The sequence below is a fragment of the Mycobacteroides sp. CBMA 271 genome (assembly GCF_009729205.1).
Classification (GTDB): Bacteria; Actinomycetota; Actinomycetes; order Mycobacteriales; family Mycobacteriaceae; genus Mycobacterium.
In genome coordinates this window covers 357,609-376,836 of record NZ_VTHB01000005.1, presented here as the reverse complement: position 1 = coordinate 376,836, position 19,228 = coordinate 357,609, and the positions used below count along the sequence as shown (strand labels likewise).

General features: G+C 63.8%; 21 protein-coding genes. 14 read left to right on the top strand and 7 right to left on the bottom strand.

The genetic code is table 11. The features are described from left to right. Positions 1–2: 2 nt before the first annotated feature. Together FZI91_RS15605 and FZI91_RS15600 are read left to right on the top strand one after the other, a co-directional pair. Positions 3–1,232, top strand: a complete 1,230-nt coding sequence (locus tag FZI91_RS15605) for a tRNA-dihydrouridine synthase (RefSeq protein ID WP_155939896.1) — start codon at positions 3–5, stop codon at positions 1,230–1,232. After that, on the top strand, positions 1,229–2,353 hold the full coding sequence (locus FZI91_RS15600) for a hypothetical protein (RefSeq protein WP_155939894.1): 1,125 nt from the start codon (positions 1,229–1,231) through the stop codon (positions 2,351–2,353). Before FZI91_RS15605 ends, FZI91_RS15600 begins: the two co-directional genes overlap by 4 nt. A 30-nt stretch (positions 2,354–2,383) precedes the next feature. Here the strand turns inward: FZI91_RS15600 and FZI91_RS15595 are convergent, their stop codons facing one another. Together FZI91_RS15595 and FZI91_RS15590 are read right to left on the bottom strand one after the other, a co-directional pair. Next, entirely contained in the window at positions 2,384–3,526 is a 1,143-nt protein-coding gene (locus FZI91_RS15595) for an acyl-CoA dehydrogenase family protein (RefSeq protein ID WP_155939892.1), read from the bottom strand. A gap of 22 nt (positions 3,527–3,548) precedes the next feature. Next, positions 3,549–4,778 (bottom strand): acyl-CoA dehydrogenase family protein, encoded by a 1,230-nt coding sequence (locus FZI91_RS15590; RefSeq protein WP_155940132.1) that lies wholly within the window; start codon positions 4,776–4,778, stop codon positions 3,549–3,551. A gap of 94 nt (positions 4,779–4,872) precedes the next feature. Between FZI91_RS15590 and FZI91_RS15585 the strand changes: the two genes are divergently transcribed. The 3 genes from FZI91_RS15585 to FZI91_RS15575 all read left to right on the top strand — a co-directional run bounded on the left by FZI91_RS15585 (position 4,873) and on the right by FZI91_RS15575 (position 6,906). Next, positions 4,873–5,496: a TetR/AcrR family transcriptional regulator gene (locus FZI91_RS15585; RefSeq protein WP_309224166.1), complete on the top strand. Its 624-nt coding sequence runs from the start codon at positions 4,873–4,875 to the stop codon at positions 5,494–5,496. 147 nt (positions 5,497–5,643) lie between these two features. Then, positions 5,644–6,456 carry an aminoglycoside 6-adenylyltransferase gene (locus tag FZI91_RS15580; protein ID WP_155939888.1) on the top strand — a complete coding sequence of 271 codons (813 nt, stop codon included), beginning with the start codon at positions 5,644–5,646 and terminating at the stop codon, positions 6,454–6,456. A gap of 84 nt (positions 6,457–6,540) precedes the next feature. Beyond that, positions 6,541–6,906: an RNA-binding S4 domain-containing protein gene (locus FZI91_RS15575; RefSeq protein WP_155939886.1), complete on the top strand. Its 366-nt coding sequence runs from the start codon at positions 6,541–6,543 to the stop codon at positions 6,904–6,906. 4 nt (positions 6,907–6,910) lie between these two features. Here FZI91_RS15575 and FZI91_RS15570 read toward each other — a convergent pair whose 3' ends face one another. After that, positions 6,911–8,518, bottom strand: a complete 1,608-nt coding sequence (locus FZI91_RS15570; RefSeq protein ID WP_166548257.1) for a sulfite reductase flavoprotein subunit alpha — start codon at positions 8,516–8,518, stop codon at positions 6,911–6,913. A gap of 119 nt (positions 8,519–8,637) precedes the next feature. On the opposite strand from FZI91_RS15570, the gene FZI91_RS15565 reads away from it, so the two are divergent. Beyond that, a complete protein-coding gene (locus tag FZI91_RS15565) occupies positions 8,638–9,384 on the top strand; it encodes a hypothetical protein (protein ID WP_162526035.1) in 747 nt (248 codons plus the stop codon). A 15-nt stretch (positions 9,385–9,399) separates the two neighbouring features. Here FZI91_RS15565 and FZI91_RS15560 read toward each other — a convergent pair whose 3' ends face one another. Beyond that, a complete protein-coding gene (locus FZI91_RS15560) occupies positions 9,400–9,963 on the bottom strand; it encodes a DUF1802 family protein (protein WP_155939884.1) in 564 nt (187 codons plus the stop codon). Between the two features lie 134 nt (positions 9,964–10,097). On the opposite strand from FZI91_RS15560, the gene FZI91_RS15555 reads away from it, so the two are divergent. Together FZI91_RS15555 and FZI91_RS15550 are read left to right on the top strand one after the other, a co-directional pair. Then, positions 10,098–10,430 carry a hemophore-related protein gene (locus tag FZI91_RS15555; protein ID WP_155939882.1) on the top strand — a complete coding sequence of 111 codons (333 nt, stop codon included), beginning with the start codon at positions 10,098–10,100 and terminating at the stop codon, positions 10,428–10,430. A gap of 104 nt (positions 10,431–10,534) precedes the next feature. Continuing rightward, positions 10,535–10,858 (top strand): hypothetical protein, encoded by a 324-nt coding sequence (locus tag FZI91_RS15550; RefSeq protein WP_155939875.1) that lies wholly within the window; start codon positions 10,535–10,537, stop codon positions 10,856–10,858. Here the strand turns inward: FZI91_RS15550 and FZI91_RS15545 are convergent. Beyond that, positions 10,816–11,310: a hypothetical protein gene (locus FZI91_RS15545; protein WP_162526036.1), complete on the bottom strand. Its 495-nt coding sequence runs from the start codon at positions 11,308–11,310 to the stop codon at positions 10,816–10,818. The two genes, FZI91_RS15550 and FZI91_RS15545, sit on opposite strands and share 43 nt — an antisense overlap. Before the next feature lie 241 nt (positions 11,311–11,551). On the opposite strand from FZI91_RS15545, the gene FZI91_RS15540 reads away from it, so the two are divergent. Further along, positions 11,552–13,033 (top strand): NAD(P)/FAD-dependent oxidoreductase, encoded by a 1,482-nt coding sequence (locus FZI91_RS15540; RefSeq protein WP_155939872.1) that lies wholly within the window; start codon positions 11,552–11,554, stop codon positions 13,031–13,033. Between the two features lie 28 nt (positions 13,034–13,061). On the opposite strand, the gene FZI91_RS15535 is transcribed toward FZI91_RS15540, so the two are convergent. After that, positions 13,062–13,727 (bottom strand): (2Fe-2S)-binding protein, encoded by a 666-nt coding sequence (locus FZI91_RS15535; RefSeq protein WP_309224130.1) that lies wholly within the window; start codon positions 13,725–13,727, stop codon positions 13,062–13,064. Positions 13,728–13,863: 136 nt separating this feature from the next. Here FZI91_RS15535 and FZI91_RS15530 point away from each other — a divergent pair, with 136 nt between their 5' ends. Continuing rightward, positions 13,864–14,310, top strand: coding sequence for an SRPBCC domain-containing protein (locus FZI91_RS15530; RefSeq protein WP_162526037.1), 447 nt, complete (start codon positions 13,864–13,866; stop codon positions 14,308–14,310). A 28-nt stretch (positions 14,311–14,338) separates the two neighbouring features. Here the strand turns inward: FZI91_RS15530 and ripD are convergent, their stop codons facing one another. Then, positions 14,339–14,893 (bottom strand): NlpC/P60 family peptidoglycan-binding protein RipD, encoded by a 555-nt coding sequence (gene ripD, locus FZI91_RS15525; protein ID WP_155939870.1) that lies wholly within the window; start codon positions 14,891–14,893, stop codon positions 14,339–14,341. Between the two features lie 243 nt (positions 14,894–15,136). On the opposite strand from ripD, the gene FZI91_RS15520 reads away from it, so the two are divergent. The 4 genes from FZI91_RS15520 to katG all read left to right on the top strand — a co-directional run bounded on the left by FZI91_RS15520 (position 15,137) and on the right by katG (position 19,208). Next, entirely contained in the window at positions 15,137–15,802 is a 666-nt protein-coding gene (locus FZI91_RS15520; RefSeq protein ID WP_155939868.1) for a GNAT family N-acetyltransferase, read from the top strand. 162 nt (positions 15,803–15,964) lie between these two features. Next, the gene (locus FZI91_RS15515) at positions 15,965–16,372 is read left to right on the top strand and encodes a MarR family winged helix-turn-helix transcriptional regulator (RefSeq protein WP_155940127.1); all 408 of its coding nucleotides are present in this window, start codon (positions 15,965–15,967) and stop codon (positions 16,370–16,372) included. Positions 16,373–16,514: 142 nt separating this feature from the next. Further along, complete coding sequence (locus tag FZI91_RS15510) at positions 16,515–16,973, top strand: Fur family transcriptional regulator (protein WP_162526038.1); 459 nt, start codon at positions 16,515–16,517, stop codon at positions 16,971–16,973. Positions 16,974–17,012: 39 nt separating this feature from the next. Then, on the top strand, positions 17,013–19,208 hold the full coding sequence (gene katG / locus FZI91_RS15505) for a catalase/peroxidase HPI (RefSeq protein ID WP_162526039.1): 2,196 nt from the start codon (positions 17,013–17,015) through the stop codon (positions 19,206–19,208). Positions 19,209–19,228 lie beyond the last annotated feature (20 nt).

Sequence of the window (19,228 nt, the reverse complement as noted above, 5' to 3'; positions counted from 1 at the left end):
ACATGACCAACATCCTGAATGAGACCGTCGAATTACCTTGTGGTACACAACTTCCAAACCGCATCGTGAAGGCGGGGATGAGCGAGCAGCTCGCGGCGAGAGACGGCAGTGTCACCGACGAGCTGCTGCGTCTGTATGCCATCTGGGCGCGCAGTGGGGCCGGGCTACTGATCACGGGCAACGTCGTGATCGACCGCACCGGATTGGTGGAACCCCGCAATGTCATCGTCGACGGCGAGCGGTGCATCCCCGGCTTGCGTCGCTGGGCCGATACGGTCCACGAAACGGGCACGAAGTTGTGGATGCAGATCAACCACCCGGGACGTGTCGCCACCGTGCCGTTCAACCGCCGCCCGGTCGGACCGGCCGCGATCCGCGAGCCGGTTCCGGGCTTCAATTTACGCAAACCGCGTCAGTTGTCCGCGGTCGAGATCCGAGCGCTGGTTGCGCGCTATGCCCGCAGCGCAGAGCTGGCGGTGGCCGCCGGTTTCGACGGTGTGCAGATCCATGCGGCGCACGGATTTCTGCTGTCCCAGTTCCTTTCTCCGTTGGCGAACGCGCGTACCGACCAATACGGCGGCGACGCGGCCGGCCGACGCCGGATGCTCCTGGAGACGGTCGCGGCGGTGCGCAGCACGGTGGGACCGGCGGTGGCGGTCTCGGTGAAGCTGAACTCCGGCGACTTCCAGCACGGCGGGTTCACCGAGACCGAATCCCTGGACGTGGCAAAGGCGCTCGCAGACGCCGGCGTAGACCTGCTCGAAGTGTCGGGCGGAAACTACGCGGTACCCGCGATGGAGGGCGTGGCCCACCGCGGCCGTGCCGCCACCACAAATGGATACTTCCTCGATTTCGCGACGAAAGTACGTGCCGCAATACCGATCCCGCTCATGCTCACCGGCGGACTGCGCACCCGGGCGGCCATGGAAAATGCGGTGGCAGGCGGTATGGACGCGGTGGGCATTGCCCGGCCGATGGCGTTCGTTCCCGATTACCCAGCACGCATCCTGTCCGGTGAACTCGAACCGACACTTCCGTCAGGCCCCCGCACACTGGGCTACCGCCCGGTCGACGGCTACCTCCAGCTCGCCGCGCACAACCATCAGTTCCACCGGATGGCTGCCGGGCTCACCCCGCAGCACACAGCCGGATACGGCACCGTGGTGAAAGCCCTGACACGGATTGGCATCTCGGGCGCCACTCAGGCAATCATCCCGAGGAGCGTGCGGTGAGCCTGACGGACCGACTGCACACCGAACCATTATCGATCCCCCGACCGGCGAGTATCGCGCCGTTTCCGCACATCGATGTGTTCGACAAGGCGCTCCACGCACCCGGTGGATTCGGCGCGCGTCTGCGTACCGCGCGCACCGCGGCCACAGATTTTCGGCGCGAGTTCTTGGCCAGCGGACACCCGGACACTGTCACGACCCATGACCTGATCTCGCTGCCCTACCCCACGCGATACGGGCTCTTTCGGGCCGCGCTGAGCCCGACGCCATTCCTGACGATCACCAACCGGATGCTGGCAGTGCGCTGGACCGAGACCGACGGCACCAAACGCACACTTCTCTTCGAGCCCAGCGACCACGAACTTGATTCCTACACACCCTATTTCGCCGAATTGGATCGGAAGACCCCGGCCCCCGCGCGCCGGTTGTTCGTCACCGAGCACTCCGATGTGCTGACCGCATGCCGGAACGCGGGCATCGACCCCGCCGATGTCGACTATCTGGCATTCGACCATCTGCACACCCAGGACGTGCGGCGCTGGCTGGGCACTACGCGTCCACAGGCCGATATCAGCCCGGATCATCCCGTGCCCGCAGCCTTCCCGAACGCCGTACTGCTGGCGCAGCGCGACGAGCTGGAAGCCATGGCAGATCTCCACCCCTTCCAGCGCCCCTGGTACCAGCCGGCCACGTTCGTGGACCTGCCGCCGGAGAAGATCCTGCCACTGAATGGCAGCGTGCTACTGGGACCTGGCGTGGCACTGCTCGTCACGCCAGGCCATGCGGCGGGCAACCAGTCGCTGGTGCTCAATACCGACACCGGCATCTGGGCCGTCAGCGAAAACGCCATCGCCGCGGAATGTTTGACACCGGAGCACTCGCGGATACCAGGGCTCGCGCGCTCCACTCGGGCCTGGGGGCACGAGGTGGTGCTCAACGCGAACACCGTCGAGACCACCTACGAGCAGTACAACTCGCTGATCATCGAGAAGAGCATCGTGGACCGCTCGCAGCTCGATTCACGATTCTCGCAGTTCTTCCCATCCAGCGAGCTCACACCTGCGCGCCTGAACCCCGGGACGGCACCGACCTTCATGCACAAGGCGATTCGCCACGGATGACACGCCTTCCCTTCTTGTCTCCGGGGTCGGTCAGGTGTTTCGTGCCCGCTGATACCGCGCGGTGTGGAAGTCGCGGTTGCCGAATTCGGACTCAATGACGGTGAGACGCTTGAAGTAATGGCCGATGGCCAGCTCCTCGGTCATGCCCATGCCGCCATGTAACTGCACGGCCTCCTGGCCCACCAGCCGGGCCGCACGCGAGATCGTCGCCTTGGCCGCGGATACCGCACGAGCCCGGCGCGGACCATCGAGGTTGAGTGAGGCGAGGAGCGAGGCCGCAACCGACTGCTCGACCTCGATATGCATATTCACCATGCGGTGTTGTAGCGCCTGGAAATTGGATATCGCCACACCGAACTGCTGACGCTGCTTGGTGTATTCGACCGTATCGGCCAGCACCTTGCGTAACATGCCCACTGCTTCCGCCACGGTGGCGGCGGTTGCTTCGTCGAGGGCCGCGTCGATCGCCGGCCAGGCGGCGTCCACCGCGGAGACGCGCGCCGAATCCGGCACGCGCAGACCGGTTATTACCAGATCGCTGGCATGGTGATCGTCGATCGTGCGGTAGTGATGTGTGGCCATGCCTGCGGGCGGATCGGCGGGATTGAACGGCACCGCGAATAGTGTCAGGCCCGCGGCATCGGCGCTGGCGCCGGATGTTCGCGCGGTGATGAGCAGATGGGTCGCGATGGGTGCATCGCTCACCACGATCTTCTCACCGTCGAGAACCCAGTCTTGTCCCTCGCGGCGGGCGGTGGTCCGCACGGAATGGAACGATTGCCCGGACGTTGGCTCCAGGGCGGCGAATCCGGTCACAACCTCGCCCGCCGCGATACCCGCGAGAAGTTCCGCGGCCAGCGTGCCGTTCGAGCGGCGCAGCAGGCCGCCACCCAGCACCACGGTGCCGATGAACGGCTCCACAACGAGATGCTGTCCCAGCACCTCAGCGATCACCAGAACCTCTTCTGCGCCGCCGCCAAGCCCACCGTGGTCCTCCGGGAGAGGTGCGGCCAAGATGCCGAGCTCTTCGGCGAAGGACTTCCATACCTTCGGCTGCCAGCCGATATCCGAGCGCGCGGCGCGTCGGCTGGTATCCAAGGCATACCGGGTGGACAGGAAGTCCGAGACGGAGTTCTTGAGGAGCTGTTGTTCGTCGGTGAGGCTGAAATCCATGGTGATATTCGCTCTTCGTCTATCAGAGGCCCAGTTGGGCCTTGGCGAGGATGTTGCGTTGAATCTCGTTGGAACCGGCATAGATTGATCCGGCCCGATCATTGAAGTAGTGCAACGGCGCCACCGCTTGCCATAGCTCGCCGCTGTGGTACCCGTCGGCAGGCGGGGTGTATTCCACCACCGGACCACCCGGCTTCGTGACATGAGGCTGATACACCCGCCCACGCGGGCCCGCGGCCTCGAGTGTCAGCGTGGTCAACGCCTGCGACAGCTCGGTGCCCAGAATCTTGAGCATCGAGGATGCCGTTCCGGGATTACCTCCGCTCGCCACAACCGCAAGCACCCGATGTTCGAGCACCTCCAGCACGTCGACTCGGATGGACACATCGGCAAGCTTGGCGGCGAACACGGGATCGTCTGCAAGTACGCCATTTTCGGTGGGCATGACCTGTGCCGCGGCACTCAGCTGATCAAGTCCTACCTGCAGCATCGGGGCGGCAGCCCCGCCGCCACGTTCGAACTCGAGCAGGTACTTCGCGACGGTCCACCCATCGTCGATCTCGCCGAGGACGTTGGCCTTCGGTACGCGAACGTTGTCGAAGAACACAACATTCTGCACCTCCTCCCCTGAGCTCATCACCAGCGGCCGGACCTCGATACCGGGCGAGGTGAAGTCGATAAGGATGAAGGTGATGCCGAGCTGCTTCTTCGGACCCTTGGTGGTGCGGACCAAGGCGAACATCCAATTCGCCTCGCGCGCATGGGTCGTCCAGATTTTGGAGCCGTTGAGGATTAAGTCATCGCCGTCGGCCACCGCCGACATCTGCAGCGACGCCAGGTCCGAGCCGGACTCGGGCTCGCTGTATCCCTGGCAGAAGAACACCTCGCCCGTGAGAATCCGGGGCAGGAAGAAGGCCTTCTGCTCGGGCGTGCCGAACTTGACGATGGCATGTGCGACCATACGAATTCCCATGGGCGACAGCGCAGGTGCGCCGGCAAGCATCGATTCGACCGCGAAGATGTAATGCTGCGCAACACTCCACGGCTGGCCTCCGTGCTTGACTGGCCAGCCCGGCGCCGCCCAGCCCTTCTCGTGGAGGATCGCCTGCCACGTCATGCTGGCCTCGTGGTCGCTGTACACGCTCGTTTGCAGGCGTCCGGCGGCGCGTAGGTCCTCGGTGAGGTGCCCGTTCAGGAATGCCCGGACCTCCGTGCGGAATCGTTCATCCTCTGCCGAGAAGGCCAGGTCCATTTGTGCCCCAATGTCCGTTAATCTGGATGCAAGCGCATTCAGATTAACGTCCATGCTGTTCCGCTGCAACACCGCATCCTGTAAGACTGGGCGAGTGTCATCCCCCGCCGGCCGCTCGTACAGCGGCCTCCCCGCCGACGAACGCCTGGCCCGGCGTCGGCAACAGCTCCTGGACGTGGGGCTGGACATCCTCGGTGCACCGGACGGTCCGGGTGATCTCACGCTGCGTACCGTCTGTCAGCGTGCGGGCCTGGCCCAGCGTTACTTCTACGAAAGTTTCACCGACAAAGACGATTTCGCAGTGGCAATTTTCGACTGGGCCATCGAGGGCCTGACATCCACGATCGAAGCAGAGGTGGCGGCGGCGCTGCCGCGCCAGCAGGTGAGAGCGGGTATTACCAGCGTCGTTCGCGCCATCGGCGCCGACCGTCGTATCGGACAGCTGCTCTACAGCCCGAGTCAGGTCAACCCTGTTTTGGTTCGCAAGAGGTTCGAGGCGACGGCGTTGTTCGTATCGCTGTTCGCGCAGCACCTGCGGGACTGGTTCCGTCCCGACGATCGCGGCAACCTGCCCGTGCTCGCGCATTTCGTGGTGGGCGGAGTGGGGCAGGCCGTTGCTGCATGGCTGCATGGGGATGTCGCCGTCAGCGAAGAAACCCTCATCGACCAGCTCGTCGAGATGCTGCTGGCCCACGGTCCGGAGCGCTCCGCGCATTAGACCCGCAATGGCCTCTAGGTCCCTATGGCTCGAGAACGCGGACGACCGGAAATGGGCGGGTTGCGAGGTTCACGATGCCGAACACGCGCCCGGACTTGAGCGACACTCGGAAAAGGTCTTGAGTACACCCGCCGCTACTTCGAAGATATGGGTGTGAACTACGGCGAGGTGCTCGAGAAATTGGTCGCATGGGCGCTGGAGACGGAGAACGTCCGGGCGCTCGTAGTCACCGGCTCCGCGGTCGCCGGGGATGCGCATCCCCTGTCGGACCGCGATATCGAAATCTACGCGGCCGATCCCGATGAGCTTGCCGTGGAGGATTCCTGGTGGTCATCGCTCGGCGAGGTGCTCGTCGTCGAACGCCTCGAAGACGAAGACCTCGGGTACCCGACCCGCCTGATCCACTACGCGGGCGGAAAGCTCGACTTCACTCTGATTCCCGCGGAGGACCTTGGTGAGACGGAGCACGTCCGACCGTTTCACGTGCTCCTCGATAAAGACGGCAGCGCACCCGATCCGGCGTCTGTGCGTCCGCTCGACGGCGAGCTGCCCGACGAAGACGAGTTCGAGGAGTGTATGCACTGGGGCTACGCCGCGGCGCTGATGTGCGCGAAAGCCGTAACACGCGAAGAACTCTGGTCGGCGAAGCGGCGCGATGAGGACCTCAAGGAAGAACTGCTTCAGATCATCGAATGGGACCACCTCATGCGATATGGGACGAGTCACGACACCCACTACCTGGGCACGCGCATGAACGGCTGGATGGATGCGGACATCCGCGACGAACTGGGCGGCTGTTGGGGCCACCTCGATGCCGCCGACACCGCGGCGGCATTGCGTCGCACGGTGGACCTGTTCGCCCGCTTGGCGACGCGCACCGGAAATGCGCTCGGTTTCGAACCGTTCCGTCACGAACGGCTGAGAAGTGAGATTGAGCAGATCCTGGCGCTACGCGCCTAGGAGGTCATAACACCAGCACCCTCCTCCCCCTCGACATGGATGACACGCTCGAAGCCTGCGCTTGGGCCCTGCATGATGGAGGTCATGGAGTCGTCCCGCGCCGATCGGTGGCTATGGGCGGTCCGGCTGATGAAGACGCGGCCGGACGCCGCTGCGGCGTGCCGGGGTGGGCATGTCCGGATCAACGATCGACCGGCGAAGCCGTCGACGATGGTGTCCCCCGGTGACGAGGTTCGCGTGTTGGTGGGTGATACGACGCGAATCGTGAAGGTGGTAAGGGTGATCCAAAAGCGGGTCGGTGCCGCCGATGCCGTGACCTGTTACCTCGACCGAACGCCGGCCCAGTCTGAGGGTCTTCAGGTTCTGGTGGCTGTGCGTGATCGTGGTGCGGGGCGGCCGACTAAACGGGATCGGCGAATGTTGGAGAGGTGGCGTGCGGGCCGGGAATGAGCCCTTAGTAGACGTCGCGAACGTATCGGTGGCTCTTGATGAGCTCGTTGACGTACGCGTGTGCTCCGGCGGCATCCATCGCCCCGCAGCGGGCGACGATATCGTGCAGCGTGGCGTCGACGTCCTTGGCCATGTGGTCGGCATCGCCGCACACGTACACGTATGCACCGTCCTGTAGCCAGGCGAACAGCTCTGTCGCGTTCTCCAGCATGCGGTGTTGGACATACTGTTTCGTGTCCCCGTCACGGGAGAACGCAAGGTCGAGGCGGGTCAAAGAACCCGAATCGACGAAGCCCTGAAGCTCCTCGCCGTAGAGGAAACTGGTGGCACGCCGCCGGTCTCCGAAAAACAGCCACGAACGCCCAGTGGCACCTGCGGCCTGGCGCTCCTGCAGGAATCCGCGGAACGGTGCGATACCGGTCCCCGGACCGATCATGATGATCGGCACGTCCTCGGCGGGCAGCCGGAACGTGTGGTTGGGCCGCAGATGTACCAGCATCGTCTGCCCGCGGTCGGCCAGGAATGTCGATGCCACACCGCCATACGTGCGATCGGCGTCGGCGTATCGGATGGTCGCCACGGTCAGATGCACGGTGTCGGGGTGGACGGCCGGGCTCGAGGCGATGGAGTAGTCGCGGAACTGCAGCGGGCGCAGGTTGTCGACCAGATCATCAACGGTCAACCCCCCCAGTCTGATCAGGTCCAGGACATCCTTGCCGTACAGCCACGAATCAGGTGCCGGGGTGACATCGCCGGTGAGGGCGGCGACGGCGTCGGCATCCTCGGTTCGATCGGCGACTAGCGCGCGAAGCGTCCGTGACGGGGTGCGGATCTCCAGATGATCGGACAGCAGCGCACCGAGCGACTCGTCGTGACCGGCCACCCGATGCTCGGCCGCGACGCCCAACTCGGCCAGGATCGCCCGGACGAGAGCGGGATCGTTGGTGGCGTGCACGGCGATCGAATCGCCTGCCTCGTAAGTGATCCCGGAACCGGAGAGATCTACCTCGTAGTGGCGCACTTCCTTATCGGATTCGGGGGCGGTGAGCACCCGATTGGCGACGAGTCTGGCCTCGACGGGTTCATGGCGGTCGCGCTTGTGCGGGGCGGGCGCCTCGGTCACCACGGCAGCCGCCGCAGGGCTGGAGTGCTCGGCGGCAAGGAGTTTGACCAGATCGGTCGTCCAGTCCTTCGATGGCCCAAGATATGGTCCGTCGACATCGACGCGTTCCGTCAGCCGTGTCGCACCGAGGACCGCAAGGCGGTCATCGAGCAGCAGGCCGGCATTGCAGAAGAATTCGTAGCTGCTGTCACCGAGTGCGAGCACCGCGAAGTTCAGATGCTCAAGCCGATCTGCCGCCTCGGCGCTGAGCGCCTCCCAGAACAGCAGAGCGTTATCGGGAAACTCACCGTCGCCGAATGTCGACACCACCACGATGAAATGGGTAGCCGATTGCAGGTCCGTGATATCGACCTGATTGAGCTCGATGGCCTCGGACTTGACGCCAGTGGCCTCCTCCAGCGCCTCGGTGAACGACATGGCGGCGTCCTCGGCATTGCCCATATCGGTGCCGTAGCCGACGACGATCGAGAAATCCGGCTGGGCGGTCACTGCGCTCCCTCGCTCACACGCGGGCCTATCCCAGCGTTGGGTAAGGGGGACCTTACTTCAGTGGGTCCCGATATGGCGATCCCCCTGCCTCGGGGTCGGCACGCCGCTACCATCCGACCGTGGCCTGGCTGAGCACCTGGTGGCAGTTCGATGTGATCGACGGGTACAAGGGCCCGCTGCTGCTGGGCTTTGTCGCCTATGTGGTGACCTTTGTCGTCACGCGGACCATCACGAGGCTGATCCGCGCCGGTAAGGGGCCATTTCGCAATATCAGCAGCAGCGGTGTGCACCTCCATCACTCCACCCCGGGTGTGGTGTTGCTGATCGTGGGCGGATTTACCGCGCTTGGGTCCCCGCCGCTGTCGATCTGGACCTACATCGCCGGCGCACTCGTAGGAATCGGCGCGTCGCTGGTCCTCGACGAGTTCGCGATGATCTTCCGGCTCCAGGATGTGTATTGGACGCAAGAGGGTCAGCTGTCGGTCAGCGTGGTCATGCTGGCCGCGGCGTGCGTGGGGCTTGCCGCCGTGGGTGTTTCGCCGGTCAACGTGGACGGCCTGACCGGAATGGTCTTACTGGCCCGCGGTACCGCGGTAGCGGTACTGCTCATCCACCTGGTGCTGGTGGCGGTGACTGCACTCAAGGGCAAGTACCCGACCGCGTTGGTCGGCCTCTTCATCGCCCCGATTGCATGGGTTTCCGCGTTCCGGCTGGCACGCCCGACATCCCCGTGGGCACGGTGGCGTTACTCGGAGGGCAAGCGTGATCGAGCGCAGCGCCGGACCGTCGAATTCGATGGCCGGTGGGGCCCGGTGCGTCGGCGCTGGGAGGACCTTATCGGCGGCACTCCCACGGCCGGGTCTTAGTCGCAAGTAACAGGATCAACCGACCGATTGGCGCACTCGCCCGGCGATGTCGCTCAGGGCGGAGGTGTCGTGCACCGGCGTGTCCCACTCCGGGGCGATAGGCAGTTGCACCCAGCTCGTGCAGCCACCGTGTTCCGTGGTCCGGATCACACGAATGGGTGCGGCCAGGGGGCACACCCGCACCACGAGCACCGTCAGCCGATGCTTCGGCCGGAAGTCCAGACGGTCGGCACGGATGGATTCGGCAGTCCAGATATGCAGTGAAGCAATCTCTTCGAGCCCTTCCGGTCGGTTGACCTCGACGGCGGCCATTACCTCGGCGCCGGCACGCACAATGACTTCGGTTGCGGTGCTATCGGTTGCGGCGGCTTTCAACACATCGTGGTGCTCCGGGCGCACCCGCTCGGCGTGGCCGTGGACAGCGGTCGGGAACAGCAAGAAACGGGAGTCGGCGACGGTGAAGCGTTTCTCGTGAATTCCGCCCTTGCGCAGCAGAATTGTCTGGCGACCGTCGAGCATCGCATGCACCGCTGCGCTCCATTCCTTGAGCGCGAGCTGGGTGCCAGCGGCAACGGTCATGGCCAGACGTTACGCCGCGAGGCCCTATTTGCGCGCCCGTCAGGTGTCGGGGAATCCTGCTAGCGTTGTTGAGTAACGAGATTTCACGGATTGTCGATATGCACGTCGGGGGACGTGGCGGAAGGTAAATGAGAATGCCCTTGACGGCGAAGTTGATTGTTGGTTCTGGCGCAGTGGCGTTGTCACTGTTCGCAGGCAGCGGGATTGCCTCCGCGGAACCGGATGTGAGTGCCATCGTCAACACCACATGCACGTACCCGCAGATCATGGCGGCCCTGAACGTGCAGTCACCCGAGGCGGCTCAGCAGGTGAACGCCAGCCCGATCGCCGGCGCATGGCTTCAGCAGTTCGTCGCTTCTCCGCGGGTCAAGCGGCAGCAGATGGTCGACGAGGTCAAAGGCATGCCGGCGGTACAGGAATACACCGTCCTGATCAATCAGGTTGCCACTTCCTGCCGCAACTACTGACGGCAGTTCCTCACACCGGGTAGTTCCCATGGTGTGAACGGATCGAGATGTGTCGGTGAAACGGCGGCAGTGGCTGGGACATCTGTCGGCCCTATGTTGTCCACATGAACGGCGATCTGATCAAAGTCGTCGACCTGAATCCGCAGACACATGATGCGGATCTAAGGCAGGCGCAGTACTTTCACGATCTGCTCGGCGAGCAACGGGCGGTGGCGTGGCGAGAATTGGCCAACCACATAGCATCGCTTGAACGACGACAACAGCGCGGCAAGCCATCCAGTCATGCACGCCTGCAACGGCTTATCGGTGCCAAGCGTTCGGAGGTCGTGGTACTGGACCAGCTGATGTGCGCGCTGAATGACAGGTTCCCGATATCGCTTGTCGCTCAGTCGGATAACGGCGAATACCCGGTACGCATCTCGGGCTGAGAATCCTCCAAGGGCGTGAGGATGGTGGCGAGCCACGTGATCGTCAAGGTGATGGCGGCAAGCGAAGCGGCCAACGTCCACGCCACCGGATCCGATCCATCCGCGGTCTGATGCCACCACAGGGCGGCCAGACTGATCACCGTGCTCAACGCGGCGGTATAGGCCGCGGCGCAACACCAGCGGAAATACCGTCGACGCAGCGCCACCGCGGACACCACGCAGGCCACCAGGAACATGATGGCCGTCCCCGGTACCACCGCATCGACATGCAGGGTCGGATTGGCATGTGCGCCGAGATTGGACCACCGGCCCACCGCGGCCACGCCTAAGACGACCGTCGCCGCCAACGCCGTCCGTCGCCGAGCCGGGCTCATCCACACGTCTTCAAGCACCTGCAGCTCGATCGCGCGCAGCGTGTCCTCGATCCCGGCGTTGCTCCGCTGAGTACTCACCCGATGCCTCCTGATTCCGAACAGTCTCGACATTAGAGGTCGTATGGATGGCCGTGACAGTTCCCCAACAGGCGAGCACCGGCTTCCCCGGATAGAGCGAGCAGTGAGCCACGTGCTGGCTGACCGTAACGTCACGCCAGAATTCTGCTCGTTTTCCCAGCGTGACGTTACTGTCGGGAGGCATTCGACGTGTAACTAGACGGGCCGACCATTTGCCTGGGACCGCGGCTAGCATTGGGACATGACAACGCAGTTTGACGCCGTGATCGTCGGGGCCGGCTTCGGCGGTATGGGCGCGGCCATTCAGCTCAAGGAGCTGGGGCTGAGCAATCTGGCGATCCTGGATCGCGAGGACGACCTCGGCGGTACCTGGCATGTCAACCACTACCCCGGTCTGGCGGTCGACATCCCCTCGGCGACCTACTCCTACTCATTCGAACCGAATCCGTACTGGTCGCGGTTGTTCGCGCCGGGCGCCGAGCTCAAGCAGTACGCCAGCCACGTGGCCGACAAGCACGACCTGCGCAAGTACATGCGTTTCAACACGCCGGTGTCCGGTGCGCGCTGGGATGAGGAGGAGCAGCACTGGGTTGTCACCACCGAATCGGGCGATACCGTCACCGGCAAGTATCTGCTCACGGCCACCGGCTACCTATCTCAGCCGAAGATGCCCGATATCGAGGGCATCGAGTCTTTCGCCGGGAAAATCATTCACACCACCAAGTGGGATAACAGCTTTCGCGCCGCTGGCCACAAGATCGGCCTGATTGGCACCGGCGCTACCGCCGTCCAGCTCATCCCCGAGCTGGCCAAGGATGCGCAGCAGCTGACGGTGTATCAGCGCACCCCGATCTGGGTGGTGCCCAAGGCCGACGCGAAGGTGCCCGGCGTGATCAAGAAGCTTTTCGCAAGGGTCCCGCGCACTCAAAAGATCGCTCGCACAGTGGGTTCAGCGATTCTCGAAGTGATCATGGTGGGCGGCGTGTTGCATTTCCGCCAGTTCCGGCAAGCCAACAATGGGGCCGCGATGCTGGCCAAGGCGCACTTGTTTGCGCAGGTGCGCGATCGCGAGCTACGTCGCAAGCTGACACCCGACTACGACTTCGGCTGCAAGCGTCCGACATTCTCGAACACGTATTTCCGCGCGTTCGCCAAGAAGAACGTGAGCCTCGAGACGGCATCTATCGAGCGCGTCGAACCCGATGGCATCGTGACCTCCGATGGTCGCAAGACCGTCATCGACACACTGGTTCTGGCCACCGGTTTTAATCTGTGGGAGTCGGCCTTCCCGGCATTCGAGGTGATCGGTCGCGAGGACTACAACCTCGGAAAGTTCTGGCGGGACAGCCGTTTCCAGGCCTTCGAGGGTATCACCGTGCCGAAATTCCCGAACCTGTTGACGCTCAATGGGCCGTACTCCTACAGCGGATTGTCCTACTTCGACACCATCGAGTCGCAGATGAGGCACATCAAGCGGCTCTTCGGCGAGATGGCGCGCACCGGTACGGAAACCTTCGAGGTCACCGATGAAGCCAACGCCGAATTCCTGAACCGCATGGTCGGTAACCTGGACAATTCGGTGTTCTATCTCGGCAGCTGCCAGACGGCGCGAAGCTACTACTTCAATCAGCACGGGGAGGCCGCACTGCTGCGCCCGACCTCGACGGCCAGTGCGTACAAGGAGCAGGAGTCTTTCCCGTTGGAGGCCTACCAGCTCGCCTAGGAAGCCGGGCCGGGCTTGAGGTTAGGACTCAACGAAGAACACAGTCACCGCACACCGCCGAGCGATTGTCGGTGAGCTGGTAGATGAGGCAGCAGCTGCGTCGCCGGAAATCCGGCCCCGTGCGCAGCGCACCATCATCGATGCGTGGGTCGCGAAGATACATGTCGGCCACCGCGCGGGCGGCGTCGGTCAGTTCGGGTCGTGATGCGGCGATGAGGTGCGCGGCACTGTTGACGGCCGATCCAACGTTTCCCCACAGCACCCGTTCACTGACCCCGGTCTGTTGGAGGACCTGTTGAGTGAGCGCCTCGATTGCCGGCCCCAGACCGGGGACCGCGGATCCGGTTCGCGCGGTGACGGACAGCGGAAACGGACCACCCAATCGGTCCTGCCACCACAGGTCATCCGCGGACTGCGAGATATCGACCCGACCGCTCGCCGCAGCGCCGATCACGGGCGCAACGATGCGGGCGACGAGCCCGAGATGGGCGATGGAGGACGCCACGCGGAGGTCGACGCCATCGGGGTCTCCCCCAATGCGTGCAGCGAGGCTGCTGCGCACCGCATCGATTCGTGCGCGTAGCGTCCCGGATCCATCCACCAATTCGGCCATCGGTCGCCACGGTGCGTGCGGCGAATCGCCGATATCGTGTGTCTCGACTGAGAAGAACGGCCCGAACGTGGCCAGCTCGATGGACAGGGGCGGTGGTCCCAGGCTCAACGGGTCCTCCTTCTGTCGCGGACGATGCTGTGTGTCTTATCTTGCTGCACGAGTCGTGGGTTGAGGATAAGTTGGATCTTGACTGGCCGTTCGCGGGAAAGGTGGGTTGGTGACTGAGCAGGTCGGGGACCTCACATCAATCGATTTCGAGTATCGCTACTCTCACCCCGCCGCCAAGGTGTGGTCGATGTTGACCTCGCCGTCCTTCTTCGGGCAGTGGGTCAAGGACTTCGCCCCGGCGCGATATGAGGCAGGAGTTTCCTTCTCGTTCAACGTGTTTCCGTTCGTGAGCACCGGATTCGTCGGAGAGGTCGACGGGCGGTTTACCGAGGTGATCGCCGACCGGGTGTTGGCTTACCGGATGGCCACCCGTGACGGTTCCATCGCGATCGACTCGCGCTGGTCGCTGAGTCCGGACGAAATGGGGACACGACTGGAGATCGAGGCGTCCGGATTCGATCCGGACGATCACGACCAGATGCGGTTCAGGCAGTTGTGTTCGGTGGGCTGGCCTGCGGTGCTGGCCCGGATCGACGATGTGCTGCGCGAGGGCTGATAGCGCGGCGCACCGCGAAGTAGCGCGGTTACTCGACGACGCGAACCAGGTAAGGGGTCATGTCGTTGAAGCGCACCGCTGACACCTGCACCGCGGGTTCGGATGCTTCCAGCATCAGGTTGTTCCCCAGGAACATCGTGACGCTTTGGCTGCCCTCGGGGCCGTAGAAGATGAGGTCACCCGGAAGTGCCTGTGACGGAGGAATTTTCCGCCCCACGTTGTACTGATCGCTGGACCTGCGGGGCAGCTTGATGCCGGCTGCCGCGTACGAGTACACCATGAGCCCAGAGGCATCGAATCCGGGAACTTTCGGCGCCGGTGCGGCAGCCGGGGCGGGAATCAATCCCAGCAGGCTGGTGGTCGACGCGGGTGCGGCCGGCGTGTTGTCGGTACTGGTGGTTGGGCCGTCGGTGTTGCCCCCGCCATAGGTGAAGGGCACGCCGCGTTGAGACAGGCCTCTGGCGATCACTGCGTCGATGGTCTTCTGAGTGTCCACGGGACGTTTGATGACGTCGGCGGAGGCCAGCCCAGGCGTGGTGAACAGTAGGGCGATGCCGAGCATGGCGGCGTACGTGCGTTTCATGGGATTGTCGCTTCTCTCCGGCCGTGAGCTCGTACCCGTGGGTGGTTCCTTCCGGCCGGCGACGACCACCACGATCCTTTGTACCTGCGCCTCTTGCAATATCCCAATTAGGTTCTGCGACATAGCCAATGAGTTGTCGTACCGTGACCGAATGGTGATACAGAGTCCATGCCCGGCCGCGTGTCAACCCATGCACTCAACGTTTCTTGAGCGCCGTCGGCGTGCCGGTCGTAGGCTGACGTCATGACCGATCACGACCGCCTTGCTACCCGCCGCGAGATTGCCGACGCGCTCACCAGTGCATTCGAACGGCGTCATGAAGTCCTTGATCTGATTGTGGAAGCCGATGACAGAAAGAGTGCGATCGATGCGATCGCTGCCTTACTGGGAACCTCCCGTTTGGGCGGCGAGGCGGTCATGGGTATGTCGTTCGCTCAGCTGACCAAGGACGCGCGCCGCAAGAACGCGGCGGAGCTCGAGGATCTCAACAGCCAGCTCACCTTCACCCTCATGGAGCGCCCCGCGAGCTCGGGCGAGAGTCTCGAACTGCGTCCGTTCTCCGGAAACTCCGATGCCGATATCTTCGCGATACGCACCGAAGAGGTGGGCCAAGCGGGCGACGGCTCCGGTGCCCCGGCCGGTGGCCTCGACGACGAGCTGAAGGCCGCGCTGGCGCGCATCGACGACGAAGAGGCGGCCTGGTTCGTCGCGATCGAAGGGCCCAGCAAGGTGGGCATGGTCTTTGGTGAGCTGGTCGACGGCGAAGTGAACGTCCGGATCTGGGTTCACCCCGACCATCGGAAGAAGGGGTACGGCACGGCGGCTCTTCGGAAGTCGCGGTCGGTGATGGCGGCGTACTTCCCCGCCGTCCCGATGGTGGTGCGGGCGCCCGGGGCCGACCTCGCCTGAGCGACGCGCACCGCGCGCGAGATCCGAATTCGCCGTTAAGGTAATTGATTAACGTATTTGAACACCTAGACACGCCGCCGCGGTCGCATCGCTTCGGATCGTTGAATGTCGAAACATTTCGGCTACTGTTGTCCGCGTATGAGCGCGTACGAGGAAACTCCGATGGGCATCCTGGTGTCGCAGATTTACCGACTGCTGTGGTCGCGCGCGACGCTGATTGTGCGCGACTTCGGTGTGACGGTTCCGCAGATGGAGTGCCTGGCCGTGCTCCACGCGCAACCCGGTGTATCCAACGTGGAGATCGCCGCCGAACTTCGGATCACCCCCCAAGCGGTGAGTCTGGTGCAGCGGTCGCTGGAAGAAGCCGGCCTCGTGTGCCGTGCGCGCCGGGTGGCGGATGCCCGCGTGCTGACCACACAGTTGACCGCGAAGGGCCGGAAGCTCTTCGAGCATGCCGACGCGACTCTTCGCGAGGACGACGACGAGATTCTCGGTGATATGACCGCGAAGGACCGCACCCAGCTACGCAAGCTGCTGGGCGGGGTGATCGAGGCGATGTCAGCGAAGTAGCCCGGCCGTCCCTGATATGCAAAAGCGCTCGGTGTCAACGCTATTGATGATGTTTGTTGGGTTCTTGATGCCGGCCTGGCCGGTTTCTAGCTCTTTTGGGAATTCCTGGACTCATTCCAGATAATTGGTGCATACTGGCGTTGTGGCCTTCACCCCGGATGAGTACGCGGCGCTGCTGCGGACGGCGGATCTGCGCGTTACCCGCCCCCGGGTCGCGGTGCTGGAAGCCGTGGAGGCGAACCCGCATGCCGATACCGAAACCGTCTTCGGCGTGGTGAGAGCCGGTCTGCCCGAGGTGTCTCGACAGGCCGTTTACGACGTATTGGCGGCGCTTACCTCGGCCGGCCTGGTGCGCAGGATTCAGCCCTCGGGCTCTGTCGCACGGTATGAATCGCGGGTCGGTGACAACCACCACCACGTCGTGTGTCGAACCTGCGGTGTCATCGCGGACGTCGACTGCGCTGTCGGTGCGGCACCCTGCCTGACCCCGTCGGACTACAACGGTTTCATTCTCGAAGAGGCCGAGGTCATCTACTGGGGCCTGTGCCCCGACTGCGCTTCCGGGGAAGCGCACACACGAATTTCGGGATCACACACGTGATCACAGCCCACATCACTACCCACTCCCGAAAGGAACGCTGTGTCTGAGAACGTAGAGAACACCGAAAGTGGTTGCCCCGTCGCCGGAGGACGCCTGAACTACCCCTCCGAGGGTGGTAACGCCAATCGCGAGTGGTGGCCCAAACAGCTCAATCTGGGCATTCTCAAGAAGAACCCGCCCGCGGCGAACCCCTTGGGTGAGGCATTCGACTACGCCAAGGCCGTGCAAACCATCGACGTCGACGAACTGAAGAAGGACGTCGAGCACGTGATGACCGCCTCGCAGGACTGGTGGCCCGCCGATTTCGGTAACTATGGCCCGTTCTTCATCCGCATGGCATGGCATGCCGCGGGCACGTACCGCGTGGGCGACGGCCGGGGCGGTGCCGGTGCCGGCATGCAGCGGTTCGCGCCGCTGAACAGCTGGCCCGACAACGTGCTGTTGGACCGGGCGCGTCGGCTGCTGTGGCCCGTCAAGAAGAAGTACGGCAATACCCTCTCCTGGGCCGACCTCATCGTCTTCGCGGGAAATCACGCCATGGATGCCATGGGATTCAAGACATTTGGTTTCGCCTTCGGCCGCGAGGACCGCTGGGAACCCGAGGAGGACGTCTACTGGGGCCCCGAACACACGTGGCTGGGCGACGAGCGTTACACCGGTGATCGGGACCTGGAGAACCCGCTTGCTGCCGTGCAGATGGGTCTGATCTACGTCAATCCCGAAGGCCCTAACGGCAATCCGGATCCGTTGGCCGCGGCGATCGATATCCGTGAGACATTTGGTCGGATGGCGATGGGCGACGAGGAGACCGCGGCGCTCATCGTGGGTGGTCACACCTTCGGCAAGACGCACGGCGCCGGCGATGCTGGCCTGGTCGGTCCCGATCCCGAGGATGCGCCGCTGGAGCAGATGGGCATCGGTTGGAAGAGCTCGTACGGCTCCGGCAAGGGTAATGACGCGATCGGCAGTGGCCTGGAGGTCATCTGGACTCACACTCCGACCAAGTGGGACAACAGCTTCCTGGAGATCCTGTACGGCAACGAGTGGGAACTGGTCAAGAGCCCGGCCGGTGCGCACCAGTGGCAGCCCAAGGACGGCGGTTGGGCCAATTCGGTGCCGATGGCCCAGGGCACGGGCAAGACGCATCCCTCGATGCTCACCACCGACCTGTCTATGCGCTTCGATCCGATCTACGAGGAGATCACCCGGCGCTGGCTCAGCCATCCCGAGGAGCTCGCCGATGCCTACGCGAAGGCCTGGTACAAGCTGATTCATCGCGATCTGGGGCCGCTCAGCCGGTATCTCGGTCCGCTACTCCCCAAGGAGACCTTGCTGTGGCAGGACGTCATTCCCGCCTCGGAAACCACCGTCGGCACCGATGACGTCGCGGAGCTGAAGAAACAGATTCTCGCATCGGGTCTGACTGTGCCACAGCTGGTTTCGACCGCATGGAAGGCGGCGGCCTCGTTCCGCGCCAGCGACAAGCGCGGTGGAGCCAACGGCGGGCGAATCCGGCTGCAGCCGCAAGCAGGCTGGGAATCCAACGAGCCGGACGAGCTCGCCCAGGTGATCCGTACTCTCGAAAGCATCCAGGATTCGTTCAACGCGGGCGGCAAGAAGGTCTCCTTCGCCGACCTGGTGGTGCTCGCTGGCGCCGCGGGTGTCGAAAAGGCGGCCAAGGATGCCGGATTCGACATCTCGGTGCCGTTCACCCCGGGCCGTGGCGACGCAACGCAGGAGCAGACCGACGTGGAATCGTTCTCCTACCTGGAGCCGACCGCCGACGGATTCCGCAACTACCTCGGCAAGGGCGCGCAGATTCCTGCCGAATACAAGTTGATCGACAAGGCCAACCTGTTGGCCCTCTCGCCACCAGAGCTGGCTGTTCTCGTGGGCGGCCTGCGCGTGCTGGGTGCGAACTACCAGGGCTCCGAGCTCGGTGTGCTCACCGACAAGCCCGGGACGTTGAGCAACGACTTCTTCATCAACCTGGTCGATATGGGCACGCAGTGGACACCGTCATCGGCCGACGACGGCACCTACGTAGGTACCGACCGCGCCACGGGTGTGGCGAAGTGGACCGCCAGCCGGGTGGACCTGGCCTTCGGTGCGAACTCGGAATTGCGGGCTCTCGCCGAGGTTTACGCACAGGACGATGCCAAGGAGAAGTTCGTCAAGGACTTCGTCGCCGCATGGGTCAAGGTGGCCAACGCCGACCGGTTCGACGTGAAGTAGGCAGATAAGTGCAACGGCCG

Coding starts and splice junctions, on each gene's coding strand:
- FZI91_RS15605 (WP_155939896.1), top strand. CDS start 3: ATGACCAACATCCTGAATGAGACCGTCGAATTACCTTGTGGTACACAA.
- FZI91_RS15595 (WP_155939892.1), bottom strand. CDS start 3,526: ATGGATTTCAGCCTCACCGACGAACAACAGCTCCTCAAGAACTCCGTC.
- FZI91_RS15590 (WP_155940132.1), bottom strand. CDS start 4,778: ATGGACCTGGCCTTCTCGGCAGAGGATGAACGATTCCGCACGGAGGTC.
- FZI91_RS15580 (WP_155939888.1), top strand. CDS start 5,644: ATGGGTGTGAACTACGGCGAGGTGCTCGAGAAATTGGTCGCATGGGCG.
- FZI91_RS15575 (WP_155939886.1), top strand. CDS start 6,541: ATGGAGTCGTCCCGCGCCGATCGGTGGCTATGGGCGGTCCGGCTGATG.
- FZI91_RS15560 (WP_155939884.1), bottom strand. CDS start 9,963: ATGACCGTTGCCGCTGGCACCCAGCTCGCGCTCAAGGAATGGAGCGCA.
- FZI91_RS15555 (WP_155939882.1), top strand. CDS start 10,098: ATGCCCTTGACGGCGAAGTTGATTGTTGGTTCTGGCGCAGTGGCGTTG.
- FZI91_RS15550 (WP_155939875.1), top strand. CDS start 10,535: ATGAACGGCGATCTGATCAAAGTCGTCGACCTGAATCCGCAGACACAT.
- FZI91_RS15540 (WP_155939872.1), top strand. CDS start 11,552: ATGACAACGCAGTTTGACGCCGTGATCGTCGGGGCCGGCTTCGGCGGT.
- ripD (WP_155939870.1), bottom strand. CDS start 14,893: ATGAAACGCACGTACGCCGCCATGCTCGGCATCGCCCTACTGTTCACC.
- FZI91_RS15520 (WP_155939868.1), top strand. CDS start 15,137: ATGACCGATCACGACCGCCTTGCTACCCGCCGCGAGATTGCCGACGCG.
- FZI91_RS15515 (WP_155940127.1), top strand. CDS start 15,965: ATGGGCATCCTGGTGTCGCAGATTTACCGACTGCTGTGGTCGCGCGCG.